The sequence below is a fragment of the Paenibacillus sp. Y412MC10 genome (assembly GCF_000024685.1).
In the GTDB taxonomy this organism is placed as follows: domain Bacteria; phylum Bacillota; class Bacilli; order Paenibacillales; family Paenibacillaceae; genus Paenibacillus_AQ; species Paenibacillus_AQ lautus_A.
On the sequence record NC_013406.1, the window covers coordinates 3,002,031 to 3,027,958 of the forward strand.

The 25,928-nt window shown below is 50.5% G+C and carries 21 protein-coding genes; all 21 read left to right on the forward strand.

Features of this window, described 5'->3' with window-relative positions; genetic code table 11:
* The first annotated feature begins 65 nt into the window (after window positions 1-65).
* A complete protein-coding gene (locus GYMC10_RS13195) occupies window positions 66-986 on the forward strand; it encodes a carbohydrate ABC transporter permease (protein ID WP_015734908.1) in 921 nt (306 codons plus the stop codon).
* A gap of 18 nt (window positions 987-1,004) precedes the next feature.
* Window positions 1,005-1,841, forward strand: coding sequence for a carbohydrate ABC transporter permease (locus GYMC10_RS13200; RefSeq protein ID WP_041622151.1), 837 nt, complete (start codon window positions 1,005-1,007; stop codon window positions 1,839-1,841).
* Between the two features lie 149 nt (window positions 1,842-1,990).
* Window positions 1,991-3,373 (forward strand): ABC transporter substrate-binding protein, encoded by a 1,383-nt coding sequence (locus tag GYMC10_RS13205; RefSeq protein WP_015734910.1) that lies wholly within the window; start codon window positions 1,991-1,993, stop codon window positions 3,371-3,373.
* Window positions 3,374-3,495: 122 nt separating this feature from the next.
* The gene (locus GYMC10_RS13210; RefSeq protein WP_015734911.1) at window positions 3,496-5,847 is read left to right on the forward strand and encodes a glycosyl hydrolase family 95 catalytic domain-containing protein; all 2,352 of its coding nucleotides are present in this window, start codon (window positions 3,496-3,498) and stop codon (window positions 5,845-5,847) included.
* Between the two features lie 72 nt (window positions 5,848-5,919).
* Window positions 5,920-7,179 (forward strand): alpha-L-fucosidase, encoded by a 1,260-nt coding sequence (locus tag GYMC10_RS13215; RefSeq protein ID WP_015734912.1) that lies wholly within the window; start codon window positions 5,920-5,922, stop codon window positions 7,177-7,179.
* Window positions 7,180-7,214: 35 nt separating this feature from the next.
* Complete coding sequence (locus tag GYMC10_RS13220) at window positions 7,215-9,074, forward strand: glycoside hydrolase family 35 protein (protein WP_015734913.1); 1,860 nt, start codon at window positions 7,215-7,217, stop codon at window positions 9,072-9,074.
* A gap of 251 nt (window positions 9,075-9,325) precedes the next feature.
* A complete protein-coding gene (locus GYMC10_RS13225) occupies window positions 9,326-10,801 on the forward strand; it encodes a spore germination protein (RefSeq protein WP_015734914.1) in 1,476 nt (491 codons plus the stop codon).
* 62 nt (window positions 10,802-10,863) lie between these two features.
* The gene (locus GYMC10_RS13230) at window positions 10,864-12,075 is read left to right on the forward strand and encodes a Ger(x)C family spore germination protein (RefSeq protein WP_144374229.1); all 1,212 of its coding nucleotides are present in this window, start codon (window positions 10,864-10,866) and stop codon (window positions 12,073-12,075) included.
* Window positions 12,072-12,293: a hypothetical protein gene (locus GYMC10_RS13235; RefSeq protein WP_015734916.1), complete on the forward strand. Its 222-nt coding sequence runs from the start codon at window positions 12,072-12,074 to the stop codon at window positions 12,291-12,293. Before GYMC10_RS13230 ends, GYMC10_RS13235 begins: the two co-directional genes overlap by 4 nt.
* 21 nt (window positions 12,294-12,314) lie before the next feature.
* Window positions 12,315-13,409 (forward strand): endospore germination permease, encoded by a 1,095-nt coding sequence (locus GYMC10_RS13240; RefSeq protein WP_015734917.1) that lies wholly within the window; start codon window positions 12,315-12,317, stop codon window positions 13,407-13,409.
* Between the two features lie 146 nt (window positions 13,410-13,555).
* Window positions 13,556-14,335: a MerR family transcriptional regulator gene (locus tag GYMC10_RS13245; protein WP_041621985.1), complete on the forward strand. Its 780-nt coding sequence runs from the start codon at window positions 13,556-13,558 to the stop codon at window positions 14,333-14,335.
* Window positions 14,332-14,988, forward strand: a complete 657-nt coding sequence (locus GYMC10_RS13250; RefSeq protein ID WP_015734919.1) for a GAP family protein — start codon at window positions 14,332-14,334, stop codon at window positions 14,986-14,988. Before GYMC10_RS13245 ends, GYMC10_RS13250 begins: the two co-directional genes overlap by 4 nt.
* Window positions 14,989-15,173: 185 nt before the next feature.
* Complete coding sequence (locus GYMC10_RS13255; protein ID WP_015734920.1) at window positions 15,174-15,761, forward strand: biliverdin-producing heme oxygenase; 588 nt, start codon at window positions 15,174-15,176, stop codon at window positions 15,759-15,761.
* Between the two features lie 268 nt (window positions 15,762-16,029).
* Window positions 16,030-18,318, forward strand: coding sequence for a 5-methyltetrahydropteroyltriglutamate--homocysteine S-methyltransferase (metE, locus tag GYMC10_RS13260; RefSeq protein ID WP_015734921.1), 2,289 nt, complete (start codon window positions 16,030-16,032; stop codon window positions 18,316-18,318).
* Between the two features lie 416 nt (window positions 18,319-18,734).
* Window positions 18,735-19,187 carry a hypothetical protein gene (locus tag GYMC10_RS13265; RefSeq protein WP_015734922.1) on the forward strand — a complete coding sequence of 151 codons (453 nt, stop codon included), beginning with the start codon at window positions 18,735-18,737 and terminating at the stop codon, window positions 19,185-19,187.
* Between the two features lie 73 nt (window positions 19,188-19,260).
* Window positions 19,261-20,148 carry a YwqG family protein gene (locus GYMC10_RS13270; RefSeq protein ID WP_015734923.1) on the forward strand — a complete coding sequence of 296 codons (888 nt, stop codon included), beginning with the start codon at window positions 19,261-19,263 and terminating at the stop codon, window positions 20,146-20,148.
* Window positions 20,149-20,237: 89 nt separating this feature from the next.
* A complete protein-coding gene (locus tag GYMC10_RS13275; protein ID WP_015734924.1) occupies window positions 20,238-20,969 on the forward strand; it encodes a class I SAM-dependent methyltransferase in 732 nt (243 codons plus the stop codon).
* A 214-nt stretch (window positions 20,970-21,183) separates the two neighbouring features.
* Window positions 21,184-22,803 carry a histidine kinase N-terminal 7TM domain-containing protein gene (locus GYMC10_RS13280; protein ID WP_015734925.1) on the forward strand — a complete coding sequence of 540 codons (1,620 nt, stop codon included), beginning with the start codon at window positions 21,184-21,186 and terminating at the stop codon, window positions 22,801-22,803.
* A 123-nt stretch (window positions 22,804-22,926) separates the two neighbouring features.
* On the forward strand, window positions 22,927-23,265 hold the full coding sequence (ytxJ, locus tag GYMC10_RS13285; protein WP_009591778.1) for a bacillithiol system redox-active protein YtxJ: 339 nt from the start codon (window positions 22,927-22,929) through the stop codon (window positions 23,263-23,265).
* A gap of 39 nt (window positions 23,266-23,304) precedes the next feature.
* The gene (locus GYMC10_RS13290) at window positions 23,305-23,637 is read left to right on the forward strand and encodes a thioredoxin family protein (RefSeq protein WP_036663416.1); all 333 of its coding nucleotides are present in this window, start codon (window positions 23,305-23,307) and stop codon (window positions 23,635-23,637) included.
* A 490-nt stretch (window positions 23,638-24,127) separates the two neighbouring features.
* Window positions 24,128-25,900, forward strand: a complete 1,773-nt coding sequence (locus GYMC10_RS13295) for a methyl-accepting chemotaxis protein (RefSeq protein WP_015734927.1) — start codon at window positions 24,128-24,130, stop codon at window positions 25,898-25,900.
* The last annotated feature ends 28 nt before the right edge of the window (window positions 25,901-25,928 follow it).

Below are 25,928 nucleotides of genomic sequence, written 5' to 3' on the forward strand. Positions count from 1 at the left end.
TCCTTCTTGCCGATGGCGGATGTATTACTATAATGACAACTTACAAATTGTCGAGGTGATGCTGCATGGAGGCTGTACAACAACCAGTGCCCAAGAGCCGGCGGAAGTTTTGGACTCCCAAGCGGAAAGAGGCTTTGATCGGGTGGCTGTTTTTGGCCCCGGAAATCGTCGGGATGCTGCTATTAAACGTATTTGCCCTTGGATTTTCTTTGTATTTGAGTTTATCCGATTGGGATATGCTGTCGGGAGTCCAGGGCATCGAATTTACCGGACTGGATAACTACATCAAGATGTTCCATGATCCGACCATCATTCAAGCGATCAAGAACAATTTGATCTATATGGTGCTTACGGTGCCGATCCCGATTGCGATCGCGCTGGTGCTTTCGGTCTTGATTCACAACAGCGTGTTTTTCAAGAGTTATTTTAAAGTGGCGTTCTTTATTCCTTACATCTCTTCGATTATCGCAGTTGCTGCGGTATGGAGCGCATTATTCCACCCATCGCTGGGTCCAATCAACCAGTTTCTGATGGAGCTCGGGATCAGCAGTCCGCCGAAATGGCTGGTCGATCCGAAAACGTCGCTCTTGGCGATTTCGATTATCAGTTCCTGGGCGGGCCTGGGCTACACGATCATTATCTATATGGCCGGGCTTACGAACATTTCGAATGAAATTTACGAAGCCGCGGATATCGACGGCGCTGGTGCGATGAAAAAGTTTTTTGCGATCACGGTTCCGATGCTTCGTCCAACGACCTTCTTCCTGTTGATCACGATGTTGATCGGCTCGTTTAAAGTGTTCGACATCATCGCCTTTCTAACGGAAGGCGGCCCGAACAATTCTTCTACCGTGCTTGTATTCCGCATCTATGAGGAAGGCTTTAAATACTACAACATGGGATACGCTTCGGCCATTTCCTGGCTGCTGTTCGCGATTATCGGCCTGATTACCGCGCTCACCTGGAAAATGAGAAATGAAGAATAAGGAGGGAGAGGAATGTACATGCAGCTGCTTCGAAAAAACATGTCCAAAGTGGTAACCACCGTTATCATGGGGGCTTTGTCCATCGTGTTTCTCGTTCCGCTCATCTGGATGATTTCCGCGGCTTTCAAATATGAGAAGGACGTTATGCGTTTTCCGATTCAGTGGATACCCGAGAAGGTGAATTTGGCCTATAATTTCAAGATGGTCTGGATGGGAAGAGTCCCCTTCTATGATTTCTATTTCAATTCTTTTAAAATAGCGATTATTACGACCTTAATCACGCTGATCATCTCATCCATGGCAGCCTATGCGCTGACGAAGATCCGATTCAAAGGCCGGAATCTCGTCTTTATGGCCTTGCTCTCGTTCATGATCATTCCCGACCAGGCAACGCTGATTCCGCGATTCCTGCTGATCCGCTGGTTTGGTCTTTACAATACGCATGCGGCCATCATCTTCATGAGTATGTTCTCGATCTACTTCACGTTCCTGCTGCGGCAATTTATGATCGGGATCAGCGATGAATATTTGGAAGCGGCCAGAATTGACGGAGCGGGCCATCTGCGGACCTTTGCTTCCATTATGGTGCCGCTGTGCAAGCCTGTGCTGGCGACGGTTGCGATCATTAAATTCATTTGGACCTGGAACGATTACCAGAATCCGTTGATCTTCCTGCTGGACAAGGACTTATACACCATTCCGCTGGGCATGACGCTGTTCCGCGATGACTACACCAACAACTATGCCATTATGATGATGGCGGCGGTATCAGCGATCATTCCGCTGGTCATTGTGTTCATCGCTTTGCAAAAGCAGGTCATAAACGGCATTGCTTTAGGCGGGGTTAAAGGCTGATACGAAGTCTAACGTCAACAATCAGAAGTTACCGGAAAGTCAAAAATGTAATCCTAGAACCTCAAAATTTTGCACTTGGTCGGCCAAGCCACTGCCTATAATGAACATGAAAGCGCATCAACTAATTTATCTGTGCAGGGGGAAGTAAGATGAAGAAAAAAAGCAAACACAGATTATCCGTCATTCTTAGCACGATTCTGGCGAGCACCCTGGTATTAAGCGGCTGCGGGAATTCCGGGTCGGAAACGGGCGCCGGCAGCAACGGTGGAAGCGGTCAGACGGACAAGCAGGTTACCGTCAAGTATTACAACTGGGATAACGAAGCTCAACAGGCGGGTACGGACGCCATGCTCCAGGAATTTATGGATCAGAATCCGAATATCAAGGTCGAGCATGTGGTTCTGGTTCCCGGCGGTTCCGTGGAAATGTTGAAAAAGTTGGATTTCCTGATCTCATCCGGTGAAGCGATCGATGTTATTCAGTTCCCGAGCTTGGGCGGAGTTCTCGAACGGGCGACGCGCGGAGCCCTTGCTCCCCTGAACGAGTTCTATGAGCAGGAAAGCCTGGTTCCGGAAGACGAGTATTTTGTAAATGCCAAGGTAGACGACAAGTATTATGGCATGCAGTACACCAAGAGCATGAACTATGTGATGCTCAACAAGGATGCTCTAGATGAAGCGGGACTTGAGGTTCCGAAATTCGGCTGGACGTGGGATGATTACCGGGAATATTCCAAGAAGCTGACCAAGGGCGAAGGCGTTGACAAGCGTTACGGGTCTTACTTCCATACGTGGGAGCTTTATATGAACGCTCCGGCGCAAACCATGATGAAAGATCCGTTCGTATATGAGGACGGAACGACCATTCTATCCGACCCGACTTACAAATACTTCTTCCAGCTTCGCAAAGATATGGAGGAGACGGATAAGTCGGCCAAGCCTTACAGTGACGTGCTTGCCGCGAAGCTGAACTACCGTACTGAATTTTTTAATGAAGAAGCCGCTATGATTCTTACAGGCAACTTCACGATCGCGGACCCGGGCAATACCGAGCAATATCCGCATGATTTCAAAACAGCCTTCGCTCCGGTGCCTGTGCCGCCTGCTGGCTGGGAGCCTAAAGAGTATGAAGGTAAATATTTCACCAGCGGCAGTATGCTGGCGATGGGTGCCAATTCCGCCAACAAGGAAGCTTCCTTTAAGCTTATGAGATTCATGACCACAGCCGATTCGGACAACAGGCTTGAGTTTTCTGGCTACAAGAAGGCGAATAATGAAGAATTGCTGACGAAGCTGGTTGCCGGTAAAGAGGACAAGTACGATATGGACTCCTTGAAATATACGCTGTTCAGCGATGAGATCCAGTATCTGGATGCAGCCAAAGTCATGATGACGGCTACCTCGGAATTGACCAAAATCATTGATGACGGATTTGCGAAATTCATGCTCAGCAACGAGCCGATTGATGAGGTTCAACAATGGATGGTTGATGAGGCTACCAAAATCATTAACGAAAAAGGCGTTGTTAAATAATCGGTCCGGATGGAATCCAAAAAGGTTGATGCTTAGCTATTGATTGGAAGGGCTGTCTTCAGTAATCATTCATCTGAGGCAGCCCTTATTCTGTTGAGATACTCAAAAATAGGAGCAGAGTGATGATCAACGAAACGAGAAAGCTTGTGGAACGACGGCCTGCGCAGGTCTGGACGGAGGCTTTTCCCGTCGGCAACGGGAGACTCGGAGCGATGGTATTTGGCGGTGTGTCCACCGAGCGGATCGGTTTGAATGAAGATTCGGTATGGTACGGCGGACCGAAGCAGCATGACAATCCAGAAGCGATAGAAAAGCTGGATGATATCCGATCACTTCTTCGCTGTGGGGAACTGAGAGAGGCGGAACAGCTGGCGCTTACCCATTTTACGAATGCTCCGCCATACTTTGGACCTTACCAGCCGCTCGGAGATCTGCTGCTTCAGTTCAAGTCCGGCACGTCCGAAGTGAATCATTACAGGCGGGAGCTGAATCTGAGGACGGGCGTTGCTTCCGTAAGCTGGGAAGAGAACGGCATTCTCTATGAACGGGAAGTCTTTGCTAGTGCTGTTCATCAAGTGCTTGTCATTCGTATTTCCTCATCGGAACCTGCAGCGATTCATTTATCAGCCCGGTTAAGCAGGCGGCCCTTCGATGGAAACATAAAGCGGGAAAATGAACGTACATTGGCGATGGAGGGCATATGTGGGCCGGATGGTGTTACATACGCGACAGTGCTTCAAGCCCATACGATCGGCGGCAAGTGTCACACGGTTGGCAATTACCTCGATATCCAGTCTGCCGATGCCGTTACCTTGCTGCTCGCCGCTCAGACATCGTTTCGCTGTGACGATCCGTACCGGGAGGCGCTGCGACAAGCGGAATCCGCTGTTTTGCTTCCATATGCCTCTTTGCTGGAAGAGCATATAACTGATCATTGCGCTTTATTGGAGCGAGTAAGTCTGGAAATCGAAGCGGCCGATACATCGATAGCTCCGGTATCGGAGGAGAGTGCTTCCGAGGCAGAAGCTGTAGCTGTGGATAGACCTACTTCGGAGAGATTACAGCTATATCGGCAAGGGGGGAATGATCCTGGGCTTGAGGCATTGTTCTATCAATATGGACGTTACTTGATGATGGCAAGCTCGAGACCGGGAAGTTTACCTGCCAATTTGCAGGGAATCTGGAATGAAAGCTTCACGCCCCCTTGGGAGAGTGATTATCATCTGAACATTAATTTGCAGATGAACTATTGGATTGCCGAGACAGGCAATTTGCCGGAATGCCACGAGCCATTGTTCGATTTTATCGATCGTTTGGTCATCAACGGGCGGAAAACCGCGGCATCTCTGTACGGGGCGAGGGGCTTTACCGCGCACGCTTCATCGAATCTGTGGGCAGAAAGCGGCTTGTTTGGAGCATGGACACCCGCTATTTTCTGGCCGATGGGCGGGGCTTGGCTGGCCCTGCATTTATGGGAGCATTACCGCTATAATCTGTCAGAGTCTTTCCTGAGTGAACGGGCTTATCCAGTACTGAAGGAGGCCTCCTTGTTCTTTCTTGATTTTCTTGTTTTTGATGAGAACGGCAGTCTGGTGACTTCGCCTTCGCTCTCACCGGAGAACAGTTATATTAACGAGAAAGGACAGATCGGTTCCTTATCCTCCGGTCCTTCGATGGACTCGCAAATGATATATGCATTATTAACCGCTTGTATTGAAGCAGCGGAGATTCTGGGGCTGGATAAGGAATGGAGCAGACAATGGATGGATACGCGGGCGAAGCTTCCTCAGCCCCAAATCGGCCGATACGGACAGGTCATGGAATGGGCTGTTGATTATGAAGAGTTTGAGCCGGGCCATCGTCATATCTCACATTTATTCGCTCTGCATCCCGGAGAACAGATTATTCCTCATCGAATGCCCGAGCTGGGAAAGGCTTCCAGGGTAACGTTGGAACGGCGCCTGAAGTATGGCGGAGGACATACCGGCTGGAGCCAAGCGTGGATCGCGAATTTTTGGACTCGACTTGGCGAGGGAGAGAAAGCGCATGACAGTCTTCGCGAACTGCTGGCCAAGGCCGTACATCCGAATTTGTTCGGTGACCACCCCCCTTTTCAAATCGATGCCAATTTCGGCGGAGCAGCCGCGATCCAGGAGATGCTGCTGCAATCCCATGGCGGCGAAATTCGTTTGCTTCCCGCTCTGCCGTCCTCATGGGCAAGTGGTTCGGTGAAGGGACTTCGTGCTAGAGGCGGTTATACAGTGAATATCTGGTGGAAGGAAGGCAAGCTTGAAGCGGCTGAGATATATTCTGGGCATTTTCGGGATTGTGTTTTATTTAGCGGGTACCCGCTTGTAATTCTTGATTCCACTAATGTTCCTGTACCAATAACATGCTTAAGATCCGCCTCGGGTTATCAATATACGTTTGCGGCAGAGAAGGAAGAGACCTATCAGATTGTATTAAGAAGATAATGAACCGTGTCATTGCTGTGTTGAAACCAAGTTTCATATTGCAGCATAACTCACGTGAGGGAGTGAAAAGAGATGAATCATGATTTGAAGCAACATGCGGATAATCTTGTTGCTTTGCCGACTCCAGAGCAGCTAGCCTGGCAGGACCTGGAGCTCGGGATGTTCTGTCATTTCGGTATCAATACGTTCTGCAACCAGGAATGGGGGGAAGGCAAGGATGCTCCGTCTTTGTTTAATCCGGACCGACTGGATGCCAAACAGTGGGTCCGATCCGCGAAGGAAGCCGGATTCCGTTATTTCATATTGACGGCCAAGCACCATGACGGCTTTTGCCTGTGGCCGACAGCGACGACGGACTACTCCGTAGCCTCGAGTCCGTGGAGGGAAGGTCGGGGCGATGTCGTTAAAGAATGCGCGGATGCATGCCGGGAAGAGGGCATCGGCTTCGGTATTTATGTATCCCCTTGGGACAGGCACGAGCCGAGTTATGCCGACCCGCAACAGTATGATGACTTTTACTGCAGGCAATTGGAAGAATTGTTATCAGGCTATGGCCCGTTAGTGGAAATTTGGTTTGACGGCGCGGGGTCGGAAGGCCGCGAATATGACTGGCCTCGAATCATGGAACTGGTCAAACGATATCAGCCCCGTGCCATGATCTTTAACATGGGGGCTCCTACGATTCGTTGGGTCGGCAATGAGGATGGGGTGGCGCCGTATCCTTGCTGGAACACGGCCGATTCTTCGCGGGGCAGCATGTTCAGTGAGGAATCGTTGAAATGGCTGCCCGAGACGCCGGGCTGGGTGCCCGCGGAATGCGATGTTCCGATTCGAAAAGACCGCTGGTTCTGGCATCCGGACGAAGAACACTTGCTGTTGTCCGTAGATCAGTTAATGGACATCTACTATCGATCGGTCGGACATGGGGCGACCTTGCTGCTCAACGTCGCGCCTGACCATCATGGCCTGCTTCCGGAAGCCGATGTACGACGTCTTCTGGAATTCGGCAGAGAGATCAAGTCTCGATTTAGTCATGCCCTGGCTGAAAGCTCGGGATCGGGCAAGGTCGTTGAATTGTCTCTTCCTAGCGCATGCGTGATCGATCATGTTGTTGTTATGGAGGACATTGCTTACGGGGAACGGGTAAGTCAATATGTGCTGGACGCCTTCGTCGATGGAGAGTGGCTTGAGCTTACACGCGGCAGCGCGATCGGACACAAGAAAATCGATGCCTTCGCTCCGGTATCTGCCGTGAAGGTGCGTTTACGGGTCCTGAAATCGGCGGCAAGCCCGAGAATCAAAAACATGGCGGTTTATCATTGCGGGCAATAAGCCTTGGATTTTTACATGAGGTGGAGGGAAGCTGAATGGGAATGCTGACATGGGAGAACGGACAATACTTGTTGGACGGACAGCCGTACCGGATCATATCGGGAGCGATTCACTATTTTCGTGTCGTCCCTGAATATTGGGAGGACAGGCTATTAAAATTAAAGGCCTGCGGCTTTAATACCGTTGAAACTTATATCGCATGGAATGTGCACGAACCCCAGGAGGGGGAATTTAACTTTAGCGGTATGGCAGACGTCGCATCGTTTATCGAATTGGCCGGGAAACTGGGCCTGCACGTCATCGTCAGACCCAGCCCGTTCATCTGTGCGGAATGGGAATTTGGTGGGTTGCCGGGCTGGCTGCTTGGTTATGGAGAAATACGGCTTCGCTGCAGCGACCCGCTCTATTTGAGCAAAGTGGATCATTATTACGATGAGCTGATCCCCCAATTGGTTCCGCTGCTATCCACGCACGGGGGGCCGATTCTGGCTGTTCAGGTTGAAAATGAATACGGCAGTTACGGCAACGATCACGCTTATCTGGAGTATTTACGCGAAGGACTGGTGCGGCGCGGCGTCGACGTGCTTCTCTTTACTTCCGACGGGCCAACCGACGAAATGCTGCTCGGTGGGACGCTTAGCGATGTGCACGCAACTGTGAATTTTGGTTCCCGGGTTGAAGAATCCTTCCGCAAATACCGGGAATATCGTGCGGAAGAGCCGCTGATGGTGATGGAGTTTTGGAACGGCTGGTTTGATCACTGGATGGAGGACCATCACGTGCGGGATGCCGCGGATGTCGCCGGCGTACTGGATGAAATGCTGGAGATGGGCTCCTCGATGAATATGTACATGTTCCACGGGGGAACCAATTTCGGCTTTTACAGTGGAGCGAATCACATCCAGGCCTATGAGCCTACGACGACAAGCTACGACTATGATGCCCCTTTGACGGAATGGGGGGATAAAACGGAGAAATACGAGGCGGTCCGGAGGGTGCTCAGCAAGCATGGGTTTGCGCCGGGGTGTGCCTTCCCTGAGCCCGTTCCAAAAGCAGCCTACGGAAAGGTTGCCATGTCTGAAATGGCCGGCCTGTTTACGGAAACCAATCTCCAGCAATTGTCAGAGCCGATAAAAAGCGTGTGCATTCAGCCGATGGAAAAATGCGGACAGTCCTATGGTTTTATCATGTACAGCACATTTATCCAGGGACCGCGGCACGGTCAGCAGCTGCATATTCAGGAGGTTCGTGATCGCGCCCAGGTATTCCTGGACGGTCGCCCGCTTGGGGTCGTCGAACGCTGGAATTCAAAACCGCTGGATATTACCGTACCCGCAGACGGAGCGAGGCTGGATATTCTCGTCGAGAATATGGGCCGGATCAATTATGGGCCGCTGATTCGCGATCCCAAGGGAATCACGGAAGGCGTGAGAATCGATAACCAGTTCCTGTACGACTGGACGATCCGGACCCTGCCGCTCGAGCCGGAGAAACTGTCATCGCTCACGTATACGCCGGTTACGCAGGAAGGGCAGGCGCGGCAAGAAGAACCGTCCATGCCGGAGAGGGGCGACGCGGGTCTGCCAGGGTTTTACCGTGGATGCTTCGAGGTGGAGGAGATCGGAGATACGTTTCTTCGCTTTGATGGTTGGACGAAGGGCGTCGCCTGGATCAATGGCTTTAATCTCGGCCGGTACTGGAAGGCGGGACCGCAGAAGGCACTATATATTCCCGGACCTTTACTGCGCAAAGGGGAAAACGAGTTGGTTCTTTTTGAACTGCACGGCCGTCCCGAATGCTGCGAAGCAGAACTGTCAGATCAACCGGACCTTGGACAGACCGCGGCAGTGGACGAAGCTGTGCTTAATTTCGTTCAAGAGGGAGAAGACAAGTAGCTCATAGCGACAGGATAATTTCAGTTCATCGTGTTAAAAAAGCCGGCCAGAGAGAATCTCTGGCCGGCTTTTTTTGTTAGATGTGCCCTGGAAGAGGAGGCCAATGTCAGAAATGTATACCGCTTTTATGTCAAAATGCTTAAAAAGCATAATATATCCAACTCCGGGAACAGTAGAGGAAAAGATAACTGAAGGTGACTTGAATTCCTTGTAGGGCAAAGCTGGCCGTGTAGGCACGAGGAGTCGTTTCCATGATGATGAAGAACTTAACGCCGGGCGAAGCCCCGCAAGAAAATTTGCCGGCATCCCTGACGCTATTTATTGACGATATGAAGAACCGCTTCGGTCAAAGCGGAGATATTATTTACCGCGAGCTTCAACTAGGCGCCATACCCTCGGTCATGGTCTATATTGAGGGGATGGGAGATCCCCGTTATCTAATCGAAGCGATTCATGCCGATATGCCGCTGTTCATGAATCTCCCCGACCAGCGTCCGGAAGAACGCATGAAAATGCTGCAGGAACTGACGATCACGATGGGAAAAGTGGGAGAAGCCCGGACCTTTCAAGAGGTTGAAAAGAAATTGCTCTCCGGCAATACGATCATCTTCATGGATGGAACCGCCACCTCCCTGTATGTGGGAACGGAAACGCTGAAACAGCGGGGAGTGGAGGAAGCCAGCTCGCAATCCGTGGTAAGAGGTCCGAGGGAAGGCTTTACCGAGTCGCTTCGAGAGAATACGGCTTTGGTCCGGCGGAGAATTCAAAGCCCTAAACTGCGCTTGGAAGAGAGAACGGTCGGCGAGCACACAAATACGCAGCTGGCCGTGATGTACATGGAAGGATTATGCGATGTCGATGTACTGAACGAGCTGCGCAGAAGACTGGATGGAATCAAGCTGGACAGCGTCCTGGAGAGCAATTACATCGAGGAGATGATTCAGGATCATCGCTACAGTCCTTTTCCTACGGTATATAATTCAGAACGGCCCGACGTCATTGCATCTGCTGTATTGGAAGGGCGCATTGCTGTTTTCTTAGAAGGAACGCCCTTTGTTCTGGTGGTTCCCGCCCTGTTCGTCCAGCTGTTTCAATCAAGCGAGGATTATTACCAGCGGTGGGATTTTGCCAGCTTGGTTCGACTGCTTCGATACTTGTGCTTCGGAATAGCGCTCCTTACTCCCTCCCTGTATATTGCGATTACCACGTTCCATCAGGAAATGCTGCCGACCAACCTGTTGACCAGCTTAATCGGACAGCGGGAAGGGGTTCCCTTCCCTGCATTCATCGAAGCCCTGATCATGGAGATTACGTTCGAGATTCTGCGCGAGGCGGGCATTCGGCTGCCTAAATCGATCGGCCAATCCGTCTCCATCGTAGGCACGCTGGTCATCGGGCAAGCCGCCGTGGAAGCGGGTCTCGTATCGGCCGCGATGGTGATCGTTGTGTCCATGACGGCGATTGCGAATTTTGCCCTGCCGGCTTTCAATATCGGAATCTCGGTTCGGATCTTGCGATTCGGGCTCATGGGAATCGCTGCGTCATTCGGATTGTACGGGATGATTATCGGCATGATCATCATAGGTCTTCACCTATGCAGCCTTCAGTCCATGGGGGTTCCGTATATGACCTCTTTCGCCCCCATAAGATGGCGGAGCCAGAAAGATGCCTTGTTGCGATTATCCCGTCACAGCATGAAAAAATACTTGACCAAATCCAAGACATAAGCCTTCAAATAACGAGGACTTGCATTCGAAGTCTCTATTTCATGCAGAGGGGACTGGTTATCGTGTTGGAAAGAAAAATACTACTTTCAGTCCTGCTCGTATTATGCTTGACCTTCACCCCTGGATGCTGGAGCAGAAAAGAACTGAATGAGCTGGCCGTCGTCATGGCGCTTGGCATCGACACCCATGAGAATGGGTATGCCATTACTGCTCAGGTGCTTAATTCGGCCGAGGCCGGCTCCAAAAAAGGCGGATCGATGGGCAGTCTTCCGGCCGTGACCTATAAGTCCGTCGGCAAAACCATACCCGACGCCCTGCAGCGCATGTTGAGCATGGCCCCCCGGATGCCGTATCTGTCCCACGTTCGCGTGTTGGTATTCGGTGAGGATCTGGCCAGGTCAGGGCTCAGCGATGTCCTCGATTATATCTCCCGGAATCATCAGCTTCGAACGGATTTCTTTATGCTCGTCGCCAAGAATGGAAAAGCTGCGGAGATTCTGGAGGTCGTTACGCCATTCGAATATGTTCCGGCGAATTCGCTCTATACCTCCATTCTTATCTCGGAAAAAAAATGGGCGGCGACGGGGAAAGTCACTTTGCAGCAGTTCGTGACGGAGCTAAAGCGCAGCGGGTCAGACCCGGTATTATCCGGAGTCCAATTAAGCGGCAGTTTAGCTGAAGGCCAGTCCATGGAGAACGTGAAGCAAATCAATCCTTCCACGCTTCTACAGCATACGGGGCTAGGCGTATTCAAGGGGGATCGGTTGGTCGGATGGCTGGGGGAACCTCCCAGCAAGGCCGTCAATTATGTCCTGAATAGAGTCGACACCACGACGGGATTCATTGCATGTCCGGACGATGGTATTGTCGGATTCGCCGTGAACCGGGCGGACACAACGCTGGACGTTAAGCTCAATGCGGATGGAACCCCCGCTTTTTCCGCCGAATTGGAGATCGAGGCCGACGTGAATGCCGTTCAATGCGCGATTGATATAAGTCAACCTGCCGTCATCGACGAATTGGAGAAGGACATCGAGGATAAATATAATGCTAATATTCGGAAGCACATCGGGCTGGTCCAGCAGCGTTATGGAGCCGACGTTTTTGGATTCGGCGAGGTTCTGCACCGAAAATATCCGGACGTTTGGAAAAAATACCGGGATCATTGGGGCGAAAGCTTTAAAACGATGAGTATCCGGGTGGACACCGATGTAGCGATCCGCCGGGTCGGATCCATCATACAACCCTTAAACCAAAAGGTGGATGAGCCGTGAATTGGCATTGGTTATTCATATTCTTTCTAGCCGTCGTTCTCGTTACGGAAACCCGTCATCTTCTGAAGCTGCGCTCCATCCGGGACATCATCGTATTCTATGCGGTATGGGGAGTAACCTTGCTGGCTTTGATCGGAGATATGATGGAGGTGCCTTATTTAAGGCCGCTGGACTGGATCGGCGCCTTGGTGCAGCCCCTGAGCGGATTGATCTCATAATGAGGAAGGGTTTGGTAATACGTGATCAAATACAAGGATATCGCACCGCGGCAATTTTATATACTGGCATTCGGTTTGACCATCGGTACCTCGATCCTGGTTACGCCTTCCGGATTAGCGCATACCGCCCGGGAAGATGCGTGGATGGCCTCTCTCTTCAGTTTGCTCATTAATCTCCTCATGGTCGTGCTGTATATAGCCATTGCGCGTCTCTATCCCGGCCAATCGATCTTCGAGATCCACGAAAAGGTGCTAGGGAAGCTGCTGGGCAAACTCTTCTCGCTGATCTATTTGTTTTATTTTTTGATTCTTACAGGTACTTTGCTTGGCAACCTGGGCTTTTTTCTGAGCAGTGAAATGATGCCGGAGACCCCGATCGAGGCTATTCAAATCTTGTTCTTAATAGCGGCCGTCATGTGCGCCAGAATGGGCATCATTCTGTTGGCCCGCGTCGGTGAATTGATGTTTCCGTGGATCGTATTTCTGTTTATGGTCCTTGTCCTCTCGCTTATGCCCCAAATCGATTGGAACCATATCAAGCCGATGCTGGAGGAAGGCTGGATGCCCGTGGCTAAGGCCGGATTCCATTCATCCATGTTCCAGGAGCTGATTGTGTTAATGGTATTCCTACCCTTGGTCAAAGGAGAGAAGGAAGGGGAGAGGGCATTGATGCGGGGAGCCGCTTCAGGCGGGCTCGTCCTTAGCATTACCGTCCTGCTCAGCGTGCTAATTTTGGGGATTGAACAGACGGAGAACAGCACGTTTCCGGCATATGCACTTGCGAAGACGATTAACTTAGGAAACTTCTTTCAACGTGTCGAAGGCATATTGATTACGCTGTGGATCCTGACTTTTTTTATCAAGATTTCTCTCCTGTATCTTTCGATTCTTCAAGGCATGAAAACCGTGTTCGGTCTGAAGGACCAGAATTCGTTAATCTATCCGTTGTCCGTGCTGTTTGTCATCGTGGCCTGGAATACATACATCAACACCGTTTATGTTGCCGATATCATTCAGAACGTGTGGTCAAGCTATGCCCTCCTCCACTTGATCGTGATTCCCATCGTCCTCTATCTGGTCGGGATAACGCGAACGAAAATCCTCAGCTTGAAATGAAACCAGCATGGTATGGAAAAAGCCCGAAAGCCGGGGCTTTTTTTGTTTTTTATCTGCATGGACATGATTTTTTTTGAAAACGACTTGAAAGTGACGTTGCGTCATCTTGTATAGTGGAGTTACCGGAGAACTTAAGAAAGCAGGTGATGAAATCGATTCCCATTCAAGAATTGTCCAAACAGACGGGCATTACGGTAAGAACGCTTCGCTATTATGATCAGATCGGCCTGCTGATTCCGGCAGCCAAGACTCCGGGTCAACACCGGATATACAGCGAGGAGGAGCTAAAGAAGCTGCAGCAAATTCAGTTTCTGAAAAAGCTGGGCTTCAGCTTGCAGGAAATTTCGGATATGATTTCGAACCCGGAATGGAACTGGTCATCCAGTTTGATGAATCAGTTGGACTTCGTGAAGAATGAACAAAACAAGCTGAACCAAATGGAATCCGCGCTCCGCGCCGTCCTGCATAGCATCGCCGTGGAAGGGGAGACAAGCTGGGATGTGATTCAGAAGCTGATCCATCTCTCAGGAAGAGACCCCTCATTAAAGCATGCGTTCCGACAACAAATGTTTGAGAGGCGCGAAGAAGAGCTGCTGGACCTCCTCCCGAATATGAACAGCACAGATCCGGATTCGCTTGAATGGATCGCTCTGCTGGGACAGCTTAAAAAGCGCATGGAGAACGGACCCGGTTCTCCTGAAGTACAGAGGATCATCAGACGCATGGACGAAAAACGCCGGGAGCATTTTGAAGGCGAAGACCCCTTCGTGGATAAATTGTGGGAGATCCGCAAATCTCCTGCGCAGTCCGAGCAGATGGGCTTGTATCCCATTGAGGAAGAGCTTCTTCAGTTTATGGAGCTGGCATTTAACATCTATGCTACAGGACTGGAAGAAAAACTAGACGAAGAGGGGGAGACATCATGACAACGGAACTGCTGCTCTCCGTAGGTGCGTTGTCGCTCTTGGATACCTTGAGCCCCGCCACGCTCGGCGTAACGGTCTATTTGCTGTTGACGGAGCGGGATCGGTTGATCACCCGATTATGGGTCTATTTGTTCACGGTGGCAGGCTTTTATTTCTTGGTTGGTGCCGCACTGATGCTCGGTTTGGATGCTGTTCTTCAGAGCGTAACAGGCATTTTTCAGAATCGAACGGTAAGCTGGGTTATGGCTGTTACCGGCGGCGTTTTGTTTGCAGCCAGTTTTTTTGTCCCGACGAAAAAGACGACGGAACCGCGACGTCCAAGATCCAAAAGCCTCGGGGCGATGATAGGGCTGGGCTTCACCACGTCCCTGCTGGAGGTGGCAACGGCATTGCCCTATTTTGCGGCGATCGGTCTCATGACATCGGCCCAACTAACACCGGTTGAATGGGTACCCGTCCTGGCTGCATATAATGTGATCATGGTGCTTCCTCCTCTCCTATTGCTCGGTGCACACCTTGCATTTGGCCGCATGATGCAGCGTCCGCTGGAGAAGCTGCGGCTGAAAATCGCCCAGAGCTCCGGATCGGTGCTTTCGTGGGTTTTGTGCATTGCGGGACTGATTTTGGTGCTGAACAGCATAGACAACCTATAATGATCGCCTCTCGTTCTTATCGTTCCCGGCTACTGAAACCGAGGAGCCTGCTATGTATTCATATGAATCTCGTTATGATATATTTATCGCAGGGTTCATCGACCGTCAGACACCTCGGTTAATGGTTTGCTGAAGATGTGCTTTGATCCAGCAACACAGCTCGAAACATGATAGGGGGTTATCCATTGAGCACACGGATTTTAGAACGGTTAAGAGAAGAGACGGCACCGCAGCATGAACAAATCGAACAGAATCCTTACGCGAAAGCTGCATTCGACCAGACCCTGACGATCGATCAATATCGATCGTATTTAGCGAAGTTTTACGGATTCATTAAACCGGCCGAAACGAAGTTTATGGCAGAGGATGCCGTCAACGATATGGGATTGGATATGTCGATGCGGATGAAGTCGGAACATTTGGAAGAAGATCTGATGCATTTGGATATGACTCAGGATGAAATAAATCAGCTTCCGCTGTGCAGTCGGCTGCCCGAGCTGGGCACGCCTGCGCAAATATGGGGGTATCTCTATGTGATGGAGGGGTCCACACTCGGTGGCCAAGTCATCACGAAACAACTGATGAAGTTCTTGCCCGTGAGTCCCGAGTCGGGCATTCGCTATTTCCACGCATACGGTCAAGAGACCAAGCCAAGATGGACCGAATTCCGGGAAGCGCTGCTGTCGAGCGGCTTGAATGATTCCGATGAAATCATCGATTCGGCGAAGGAAACGTTCCGTTTGCTGGATGCTTGGATCCGAGATTCGGCATAGACATCACTGTCATCTCATTTCAAATAATAGAATCGCATGAAGACCGTGATGAGAAACCGCGTAATAACGCGGTTTTTTGCGTTGGTTCTTTCAGATCATTCATATGACAAGCGCTTGATCGGCAAGAAGGAAGGAGAGTCTTCATTCATCATCTCAGCTGCCTCGCTATAGCCGCAGGCTATAACTAGATATAGCTTATTTGAGTTACACTATACCGGGCGATACGTGATATCTTTCTTGTAACAATTTGTATAGGAGTGTTACATAGATGGCAAAAAGCAGTGTACTGGGATATCCGCGTATTGGCGCTGATCGGGAATGGAAGAAAGCTTTAGAAGCGTTCTGGGCGGGCAAGCTCGAAGAATCGGAGTTTCACAAGCAGCTGCGGGAGATTCGGTTGAATCATTTGCGCAAGCAGCAGGAGAGCGGAATCGATCTGATCGCCGTCAATGATTTTAGTTATTACGATCATATCCTGGACACGGCCACCATGTTCGGCATCGTACCCAAGCGGTTCCCATATGAGGGCGGCATTGTTCCATTGTCTGTATACTATGGGATTGCACGCGGCACGAAGGATGCTACAGCAAGTGAAATGACCAAGTGGTTTAACACCAATTATCACTACATCGTGCCGGAATTGGACGGAGCTGTTCCGGTTCTTACCGAGAATAGGCCGCTTGCAGCCTATCGGGAGGCCAAAGAAAAGCTCGGCATTGAAGGCAAGCCGGTCATTGTCGGTCCGCTCACCTTCCTGAAGCTGTCCAAAGGCTACCAAGCCTCGGAAACGGATGCCTGGCTTGATAAATTGCTGCCGCTGTACGTTCAGATCCTTCAGGAGCTTGCACACGAAGGCGTTCAATGGGTACAGATCGACGAGCCGATCCTGGTTGCGAAATTAAGCGAAGCCGATCTGAAGCGATTAGCCACCATCTATGAAACGTTTGCGGCTTCGGCACCCGGCCTCAACATCATGCTGCAAACCTACTTCGAATCGGTGGAAAACTACCAGGACATCATCCAGCTGCCGGTTAGCGGCATCGGTCTTGACCTGGTGCACGGATACAAAGGCAATCTGCAAGCCATCCAACAATCCGGATTTCCGGTGAACAAAGTTTTGGGGGCTGGAATCATCGACGGACGCGGAATCTGGAAGGCGTCGCTTCGCGAAAAGCTGTCGCAATTGGAGGAGCTGACGAAATACGTGGCCGCCGAGCGCTTGATCGTGCAGTCTTCGTGCAGTTTGCTACATGTACCGGTGACGGTAAGCAAGGAAACGAAATTGCAGCCTGATCTAAAGGGTGCTCTAGCTTTTGCAGACGAGAAGCTGATTGAATTGGATCTGCTGACAAAAGCCATCTCCACGGGAGCTGCCCGGATCGCGAAGGAACTGGAACATAACGATCTTGCGATTCAGGCGCTTAGCCAGTCGGAAGAGCGTAATCGGCTCGACGTTCAGCGAGCTGTAGCCGAGGTTAGCGCTCAGAATCCGGCTCGCAGTCTTCCATTCGCGGAACGTCATGACGCCCAACAGAACAAGTGGCAGCTGCCCATATTCCCGACGACGACCATCGGCAGCTTCCCGCAGTCAGCCGAGGTGCGCAAGGCTCGCCAGGCTTGGCGCAAGGGGGAGTGGAATAACGAGCAGTACGAGCAATTCATTCAGGAGCAGATCGATATTTGGATCAAGCTTCAGGAAGAGATCGGTCTGGATGTGCTTGTGCACGGCGAGTTTGAAAGAACGGATATGGTGGAGTTTTTCGGAGAGAAGCTTGGAGGATTTGCTTTTACCCAGTTTGGATGGGTGCAGTCTTACGGCTCCCGATGCGTGAAGCCTCCTGTTATTTTCGGCGACGTGGCATTCGAGCAGCCGATGACGGTAGAAGAAACGAAATATGCACAGTCGAAGACCAGCCGTCCCGTGAAAGGCATGCTGACCGGGCCGATCACGATCATGAACTGGTCGTTCGTACGCGAGGACATCTCGAGGGAACAGATTGCGTACCAATTGGCTTATGCCCTCAGACAGGAAGTCGAAGCGCTCGAGCAAGCCGGAATCGGGATGATTCAGGTTGACGAGCCCGCAGTTCGCGAAGGGCTGCCGCTGAAGGAAGAAGACCAAGCGGAGTATCTTGCATGGGCTGTCAAAGCCTTCCGCATGACGACCTGCACGGTCCAGCCGACCACGCAAATTCACACGCATATGTGTTATTGCGAGTTCCATGACATGATCGATTCGATCGAGGCGATGGATGCCGACGTCATCTCGATCGAAACCTCCCGCAGCCATGGCGAGCTGATCCATAGCTTCGAGGTGAATACGTATAAGCTTGGGATTGGGCTCGGGGTTTACGATATCCACAGTCCACGGGTGCCTCGCGTGGAAGAGATGACCAGCATGATCGAACGGGCACTGCGCGTATTGGATCCGAAGCTGTTCTGGATCAATCCGGACTGCGGCCTCAAGACGCGCGGGATGGAAGAAACGGTTGCCTCCCTGCGTAACATGGTTCAAGCCACGGAGATTGCCCGTTCCTCCTATTCGCTGAACGTGTAGCAGCCGCAGATTCAAACCTTCGGCGGTTCGATTGAGTACGATAAGACTTTGGACGTTTCGTGTGATTACTCGTCGCACTGGCTTAATGGTTTTAACAGGATATGAATTTCGGGAAAGCCGCACCTTGTGCGGCTTTTTTGTGCTGTAGTCGCGGCAGATTGAACGATAGTTGTTCGGTCCGCCGCTTTTTTCATGGATTCCGGAGGACATTCATGTCCATTTAGAGATTCGGCATTCTTTTGTAGAGAGGATTGACAGATCAAACCAAAAGATGTTAAATTATCCGGCAACTAAACCTAGGCTGATGGGGTTTATATTATGAGAGTGCCGTGCCATTAACGTGCATAAGTGGAGGGGGATATGAAAAAAGTGAATGAGATCGCCCGTAACCTAAAGGGAATCAAGGCGGTATCGCAATGAGTGACAGGTCATGGCGTATTTTTTTTGCAATCGTGGCGTTGATCATATTGTCGGGAGCGGTCTTTTCATTAGTTCAATCCAGAACGACCTACAAGGAGTTGATGGGCGATCAGATCCATGACATACAGAAGATAGATCATATAACCATTGAGAAAAGGGGCAGTTCGTACGGGGAGAATCGAATAAAAATTACCGATCCGGCAACCATCGAGCGCATCATGAATAGCTTCTCCGACGCGAAGTTATGGAGGACCGACAATTACCCAAGGGGGACGGAGTACTGGATCTGGATTAATGTCGAATACAAGCCCTTTCAAATACATTATACGGAACCGGATATCATCCGAATCTCTCCGAATAGAGGCATACATAAGAAATATACTTGGAGTTACAGGATCACCAATGGCTATGACAAGTCGATCATTGAAGATCTCTTTAAGGAAGAATAACAGGGGACTTCAGACTAGGGCAATTTTGTAATCATGGCAGAATAAAATTCATGAAAAGATGAGGAACCGGACGATGAAGCTAACCGAACAAAATTTGAGCAAAATGCAGGATATCATCAAGGAGCATCAATTCGAACATGCCGAAGAGTATTTAATCGAGCATACGCGGCAAGGCGTACGATTATCCAAAAAGAAGCTGGAGGACTATGCCGAGTCAAACAACTCGCGCTTTGGCGGTGACCCGGATCTTCCCGAAGAGGTGGAGTGGCCCCTCAATTCGGAGGGAACACCGATGACGTTTCTGGCACAGCTGCAGTTGAAGGATGTGGCAGTCCAGGACGCCACTAGCTCGCTGCCGACAAGCGGAATGCTGTATTTCTTCGTTGGCGTGGATGAACCCGCCTATAACATTGAGCACCGAGTGCTCTATCTTCCCGAGGGTCAGAGTTCGGGAGCGGTTCGACGACGCGCTCCCGAGGAAACCGCGTTAGATGAGGTGTTCACCGGCTACCGTGTGGAGGCCCGAGCCACGTTGGAGCCGCCTAATTACGGTTATGTGGATGATGAGCTCATCGAAGATGACGAGCATGATTATGAATCATATGAGGAGCTGTGCTTTCAATTGACGGGCCTGGATTCCGGCGACATCGGGACCATCTTTGGCTACCCTTCTACCCAGCACGGCGACTGCGAGTTTGAGGCTGCGCTCATGCTGTTAACCGGCTCGGAGTACAATTACTCTATGGATGCGGCCATGCAACAGATCACCAAGTATTGCGGCGGCAGCGCGGAACGCGCGCAGCAGGAAATTCAGGATACGGTGCTGCTGCTGGCTGTCGATTCGGACGACGATGTCGGTTTTTGCTGGTGGGATGCGGGGGAACTGCAATTTTTCATTCGAAAGGAAGATCTGCTGGCCAACCATTTCGAGCGTACGTATTGTTCCCTGTACTCAAGCTGATCGTCAATCAAACGTGTTAGTGCGATTATAAGGCGCAGCAATGGTAGAGGACCAGGAATTCAGCAGGTACATATGGAGGTTATGGAACCATGAAGGAGAAGGTTTTGAAGGCATACGGCAAGCTGGCTGGGGACTACGAACGGCATGTGGATTCGCAGAGCGGGCACAATGCCTTTTACGAGAGGCCGGCCATGCTCGGGATGCTGCCGAAGAACATGGAGCGGATGACCGTATTGGATGCCGGATGTGCCGCCGGGTGGTATACGGAGCAGTTGATTCAACGGGGGGCTAGGGTAACGGCGATCGATCTGAGCCCGTCGATGATTGAAGCCTGCAAAAGGCGAGTGGGCAGTGAAGCGACCATCGCTGCATGCGATCTGACTGAGGCCCTGCCATTTGCAGATGAAGCTTTTGATTACATCGTAAGTTCATTGACGCTTCATTACATTGAGGAGTGGCTGCCAACCTTTCGCGAATTTCAGCGGGTGCTGAAACCCGGAGGCAGCTTGATTTTCTCCGTGCATCATCCCTTTATGGATTTTAAGCATTTTGACCGGCAAGACTACTTTGCACGAGAGTTATTGACGGAGATTTGGAACAAACCGGAGTCCGGTCCCGTCGAGGTCGCTTTCTATCGAAGACCGATGCAAGAAATCATCAACGTGACTTCCTCCTGTTTCAGCATCGAAGAGATTGTCGAGCCGCAGCCGAGCTTAGAGCATAAAGACAAGCCGGAGGCGGAGGCCTGGATGGCAAAATGGTATGATCGATTAATGACGAATCCTCATTTCTTGATCGTGAAAGCCCGAAAATCAAAATAGCAAAAGGAACCGCGAACCTGCGGTTCCTTTTTGCTATTCATCCCGCATGGAGGAGCGTCGGGCAAGAAGACCGAAGTCAGCGGTACCTTTTACGAGAGCGCATCGTTTCCAACAGATGGAACATTGTTCCGATAGGTGTACTATGGTACGATCGGAATAAGATTCGATCGGTGATCATGGGCGATTCACCACACGCAGATTTGGAGCCTACATAATGGGAACACCTTACTCCGCTGTTATTACGCTGATCGTCACGGCAGGCGTACTGAACATTATCATGGGTCTTTACGTGCTGTCAGGACGCTCGAAGCTTGCAACGGTAAAAACCTTCTTCATCTTCAGCATGCTGGCCCCGATTTATACATTCGGTGCTGCACTCGAATTGTCCAGCCGTTCGCTTCAAGAGATTCAGTTCTGGATCAAGTTTGAATATCTGGGGATGCCGTTCTTACCGCCCCTTAATTTATTGATCATTCTGACTTACTTGGGCATGGAACGATATTTGAGACCCGGACTGCTGATTTCAATGTTTGTCATACCGGTCGTAACCCTGCTGCTTGTTATGACCAACGAACGACATCATCTATATTATCGGGATATCCTATTACGGCCGGACGTTTCCGTTTTGAAAGTGGATATCGTAGCCGGACCCTGGTATATCATTCAAGGCGCCTACACTTTCGCCTGCTTGATAGGCGGGGTCGTACTGCTGCTTCGCAGCTGGCGCAAGATGCCGTCCTACCGCTTTCAGCTGGGCACGATGCTGGTTGGTCTTGTCCTGCCCCTTATCGGCGATTTTCTCTATCTTGGCGGACTCACGCCCGATGGTATGGACCCGATCCCCGTCATCATGACGTTGACCTCGGTCCTTTATCTCTGGGCATTGACATCCAAGGGTTTGTTTCATGTGGCGCCGATTGCGAGGGATAATCTCTTTTCGAGCATGCGGGAGGGCGTCCTCGTATTGGATCTGGACAACCGTTTGGTTGACTTCAATCCGGCTGCGGCAACCATGATGCCGGAGCTGAGCCCTTCGGCCATTGGAGAACCGTTACATGAGATGTGGCAGCTTCACACCGCAGAGCCCATTTTCGGTATGGGGGAACGGGAAGGTCCGGATACGGGGGAAGCGGACATTGAAGAGATTCGCTGGCAATTAGGTAACCATTCGCTTCATTATCAGATCAGGTCTTCTACCGTTCGCAACCAGAGAGGACGAGAGGCCGGACGATTAATCGTCCTGATCGACGTAACCGATAAGGCGCGTCTTCAGGAAGAGCTGCGGCAGATGGCCTACTACGATGGTTTGACTCGAATCTATAACCGCTCGCACTTTATGAAACTCAGTTACGCCCTTCTGAATCAGGCGGTTCGGAATCGTGAGCCGCTCGCTTTCCTGCTGTTCGATATCGACCATTTCAAACGGATCAACGATGTTTACGGCCACGATATTGGCGACCAAGCCCTGCAGCACATCGTCGAATTAACGCGGAAGACACTGCGGGCTGAGGATCTGTTCGCCCGTTATGGCGGCGAAGAGTTCGCCGTTGCCATGCCCGGTCAATCGACTTCGGAGGCAACTGCCGCTGCGGAGCGGATCCGTGCCAAGCTGCTCGCGCAGCCGATGACTACGCCGCAAGGATCGCTGATGATTACAGCCAGCTTCGGCGTTGCCGCGGTGAAGACAAGCTCCCATAACGGCACAGTCGATGCGGAAGCAGAAGAAGCTTGGTGGGATACCGAATTAAAGAAGGTATTGAAGCAGGCGGATCGCGCGCTATACGAAGCCAAACGCTCCGGTCGGAACACGATTCGGGTGTCGGATGAGGAATAATACCAGCATAGACTCAGGCTCAATGGAACCTTCATATGAAAAACAGCGGAATCTATGTGTATAATAGCTATTGGTTGTATAATGAATGCAATGCGATATATCACATCCAAGGGAGAGAATCATATGTTATGGAATGAAATCACGACACTGGAAGAATGGGACCACATTCTGAAAAAATCCTCTGAACGCGGTCAAGTCATTTTGAAGCACAGCACGACATGCCCGGTTAGCGCCAACGCTTTGGCAGAGTTTGAATCTTATTTGAAAAAGACGCCAAACGGCGATGTGGATTACACCTTGGTCAAAGTCATCGAATCCCGTCCGGTTTCCAATAAAATCGCCGAGGATTTGAACGTGAAGCATGAATCGCCGCAAATCATCTACGTCAAGGACCAAGCGAAGTACTGGACGGCTTCCCATTGGGCGGTAACAACCGAGCACATCACAGCCGTTCTGGACTGAACAACAGCCTGCATGTCGACGGAAAGCAAGGTGTTCATCATGAAAGATCTGGAAGAACTGACATCGATCGAGGCGATCGAACGATTTATTGAAGATCACACCTTCAGTTTTGTATATGTATCCCGGGAAGATTGCAGCGTATGCCATGCGATATTACCCAAACTTAGAGAACTGTTAACGCAGTTCCCGCGTATCTCGCTGGGCCGTATTCAGGCCGAAGCGGTAGGGGAAATCGCTTCGAGATTTTTGATATTCACCGCACCAGCGCTCCTCCTATTCGTAGAGGGCAAAGAGCTTGTGAGGGAAGATCGATTCGTACAGTTCGGGGAGTTAGAGCGAAAATTAAATCAAATCATGAATTTCGTTAACTAGGCCTCTTTTTCATGCAATGAATGCATTAGGCGATATTCCAAAGTCTTTTGACTTACCGGAATGTCGCTTTTTTTGCGTTTGTTTTGTGATGCTTCTCCACGCGATCCCTTCGGATGAAAGTTCGAATAATTGTCGAAAACCGGGACTTATTTGCACTCGGATATTACTAAAGTATTAAAAATCGACATGGAATAGCCGATCTATTAATAGTACAAAAGATGTAAGGTTATGGAACCATGTAGAGCAAATGCATCGTTGTTCCCCCGTTTCGCATAACAAGACGGTTTCGAGAAACACCCCTTTACCAGAATCATAACGGAGGAAGAAATGCGCTTCTTTACATCTGAACAATTTTGAAAACGGTCATGTATTACGAAAAATCCCTGAAATTTTCATTGTATCCAGGAAAGTAGGTGATGCGAAAAGTGAGTTAAAAGGGATCCCTGTTATATATGAAAATACATATGAGTTATCAAAGGAGAGACACCGAGTGAGTAAGACAAAAACGTTCTCTAAAGGTATGCGTTTCAAAAATCTTAGCATTGTTACAAGAAACATGATATGGACAAGTCTCTATATCATGATCACGGGCGCCATCGTCATTGGTGCAAGCTTTTATATCCAGGACAACGTGCTGACCAAGCAGCTGCAATCCGATTCGGGGAAAATCATGGATACTTTGGTCAAGTCCGTATCCGTTCAAGATGCTGAAGCGGTTAAAGGTTCCACCGACCGGAATTCGGACATCCAGAAGAAGCTAACCGGCACGTTTGATGAGCTGTCCGTTACGTATCCTAACATCGCGCAAGGATATATTTTTGGACCTGAGCTGGAGGACGGCAACAAGACTTCGATTATCGCTATGCCTACGGCGGTGCTCGACATGTTTGCCGAAGAGAATTTGAATCTGGGCGACCTATACGAACAGCCGAAAATTCATGCCGACGCGGTCCGTGAAATGATGAAAACGAAAAAAATCGTTTATACCAAAGCGTATACAGACAATTACGGGACGTGGATCACCGTGCTGCATCCCTTCCAGAATTCGAACGGAGAAATTTTCGCTTACATGGGCATCGACGTGGATGCCAGTTTGATCGCCTCCGGGAAGCAGGAACTGCTCACCAACACGCTTTTTGCGCTGTTGATCACCCTGCTAATCGTATTGGCCCTGCAGTACTTCACGATTAGACGCACATTCGCCCCGATTCAGGCTTTAATGGGAGCGCTGGACAAACTGAGCAAAGGCGATTTCACGGTTCAGTTAAAAGCAGGCGATGATGAACTCGGGCAGGTCAATGCCAAGTTCAATACGACGGTGAATCATATCAATGAGCTTGTTACCACGATCAAATCGGTGTCGGAGCAATCCGCTGAGCAGTCCAAGTTCCTCTTCTCGGCCGTGGAAATCAACAATAACAATTCTTCGGCGATTACCAAGAACATGGAGGAAATGTCCGATCGGGTCGCTGTCCAGAGCACTTCCATTACGGAAAGCGTGGTGTCGCTTGAGGAGATCTCATCCGGCGTATCGACGATTGCCGGCAATACATCGGATTTATCCGAAATATCCATCCAGATGAAGGCGCAGTCGGAACGAGGGAACCACAATGTGGAGCAGGTGATCGAGCAGATGAATTCGATTGATCATTCGGTCAAAAATTCGGTGCATATCATCGAAAAGCTGCAGAACCGCTCCCATGAGATCGGACAGATCGTACAGGTTATTACCGAGATCGCTTCTCAGACGAATTTGTTATCGCTCAATGCAGGAATCGAGGCGGCCAGAGCGGGCGAAGAGGGCCGAGGTTTTGCCGTCGTTGCCAGCGAAGTGAAGAAGCTCTCGGAGGAATCGAGAAAATCGGCAGACCAAATCATTGAATTGGTTCGTTACATCCAGGATGAGACGGCATCCGCGGTAGAAGCCATCAGCGAAGGCGAACACAACGTCGCCAAGGGGATGGAAGTTGTCAAAGAAACCGGTGAGCTGTTCAAAGGCATGCTGGTGGCCACGGATACGGTTACCAGCCAAATTCAAGAGGTGTCTGCAGCAACCCAGCAGATGGTGGCCGAGACCGAACAGATCACCGCTGCGATTAAACAACTGGCTGAGCTCGCAGAGAAGAACTCGACCGTGTCGGGCGAGATCCGGATCAGTGCCCAGGAGCAGCAGGCTTCCTTCGCCCAAATCTTCGAATCTGCCGAGCAGATCAATCAGGTGTCCGCCGAACTGGAGGCTCTCGTAAACAGACTGCGAGTGTAATGACGCCGGAATAGAAAAAGCATAGAAA

Excerpts from the sequence above, each read along its gene's own strand:
- GYMC10_RS13210 (WP_015734911.1), top strand. The coding sequence starts at position 3,496 with ATGATCAACGAAACGAGAAAGCTTGTGGAACGACGGCCTGCGCAGGTC.
- GYMC10_RS13290 (WP_036663416.1), top strand. The coding sequence starts at position 23,305 with ATGAAAGATCTGGAAGAACTGACATCGATCGAGGCGATCGAACGATTT.
- GYMC10_RS13195 (WP_015734908.1), top strand. The coding sequence starts at position 66 with ATGGAGGCTGTACAACAACCAGTGCCCAAGAGCCGGCGGAAGTTTTGG.
- GYMC10_RS13250 (WP_015734919.1), top strand. The coding sequence starts at position 14,332 with ATGACAACGGAACTGCTGCTCTCCGTAGGTGCGTTGTCGCTCTTGGAT.
- GYMC10_RS13280 (WP_015734925.1), top strand. The coding sequence starts at position 21,184 with ATGGGAACACCTTACTCCGCTGTTATTACGCTGATCGTCACGGCAGGC.
- GYMC10_RS13245 (WP_041621985.1), top strand. The coding sequence starts at position 13,556 with ATGAAATCGATTCCCATTCAAGAATTGTCCAAACAGACGGGCATTACG.
- GYMC10_RS13215 (WP_015734912.1), top strand. The coding sequence starts at position 5,920 with ATGAATCATGATTTGAAGCAACATGCGGATAATCTTGTTGCTTTGCCG.
- GYMC10_RS13200 (WP_041622151.1), top strand. The coding sequence starts at position 1,005 with ATGCAGCTGCTTCGAAAAAACATGTCCAAAGTGGTAACCACCGTTATC.
- GYMC10_RS13225 (WP_015734914.1), top strand. The coding sequence starts at position 9,326 with ATGATGATGAAGAACTTAACGCCGGGCGAAGCCCCGCAAGAAAATTTG.
- metE (WP_015734921.1), top strand. The coding sequence starts at position 16,030 with ATGGCAAAAAGCAGTGTACTGGGATATCCGCGTATTGGCGCTGATCGG.
- GYMC10_RS13275 (WP_015734924.1), top strand. The coding sequence starts at position 20,238 with ATGAAGGAGAAGGTTTTGAAGGCATACGGCAAGCTGGCTGGGGACTAC.
- GYMC10_RS13270 (WP_015734923.1), top strand. The coding sequence starts at position 19,261 with ATGAAGCTAACCGAACAAAATTTGAGCAAAATGCAGGATATCATCAAG.
- GYMC10_RS13220 (WP_015734913.1), top strand. The coding sequence starts at position 7,215 with ATGGGAATGCTGACATGGGAGAACGGACAATACTTGTTGGACGGACAG.
- GYMC10_RS13265 (WP_015734922.1), top strand. The coding sequence starts at position 18,735 with ATGAGTGACAGGTCATGGCGTATTTTTTTTGCAATCGTGGCGTTGATC.
- GYMC10_RS13205 (WP_015734910.1), top strand. The coding sequence starts at position 1,991 with ATGAAGAAAAAAAGCAAACACAGATTATCCGTCATTCTTAGCACGATT.
- ytxJ (WP_009591778.1), top strand. The coding sequence starts at position 22,927 with ATGTTATGGAATGAAATCACGACACTGGAAGAATGGGACCACATTCTG.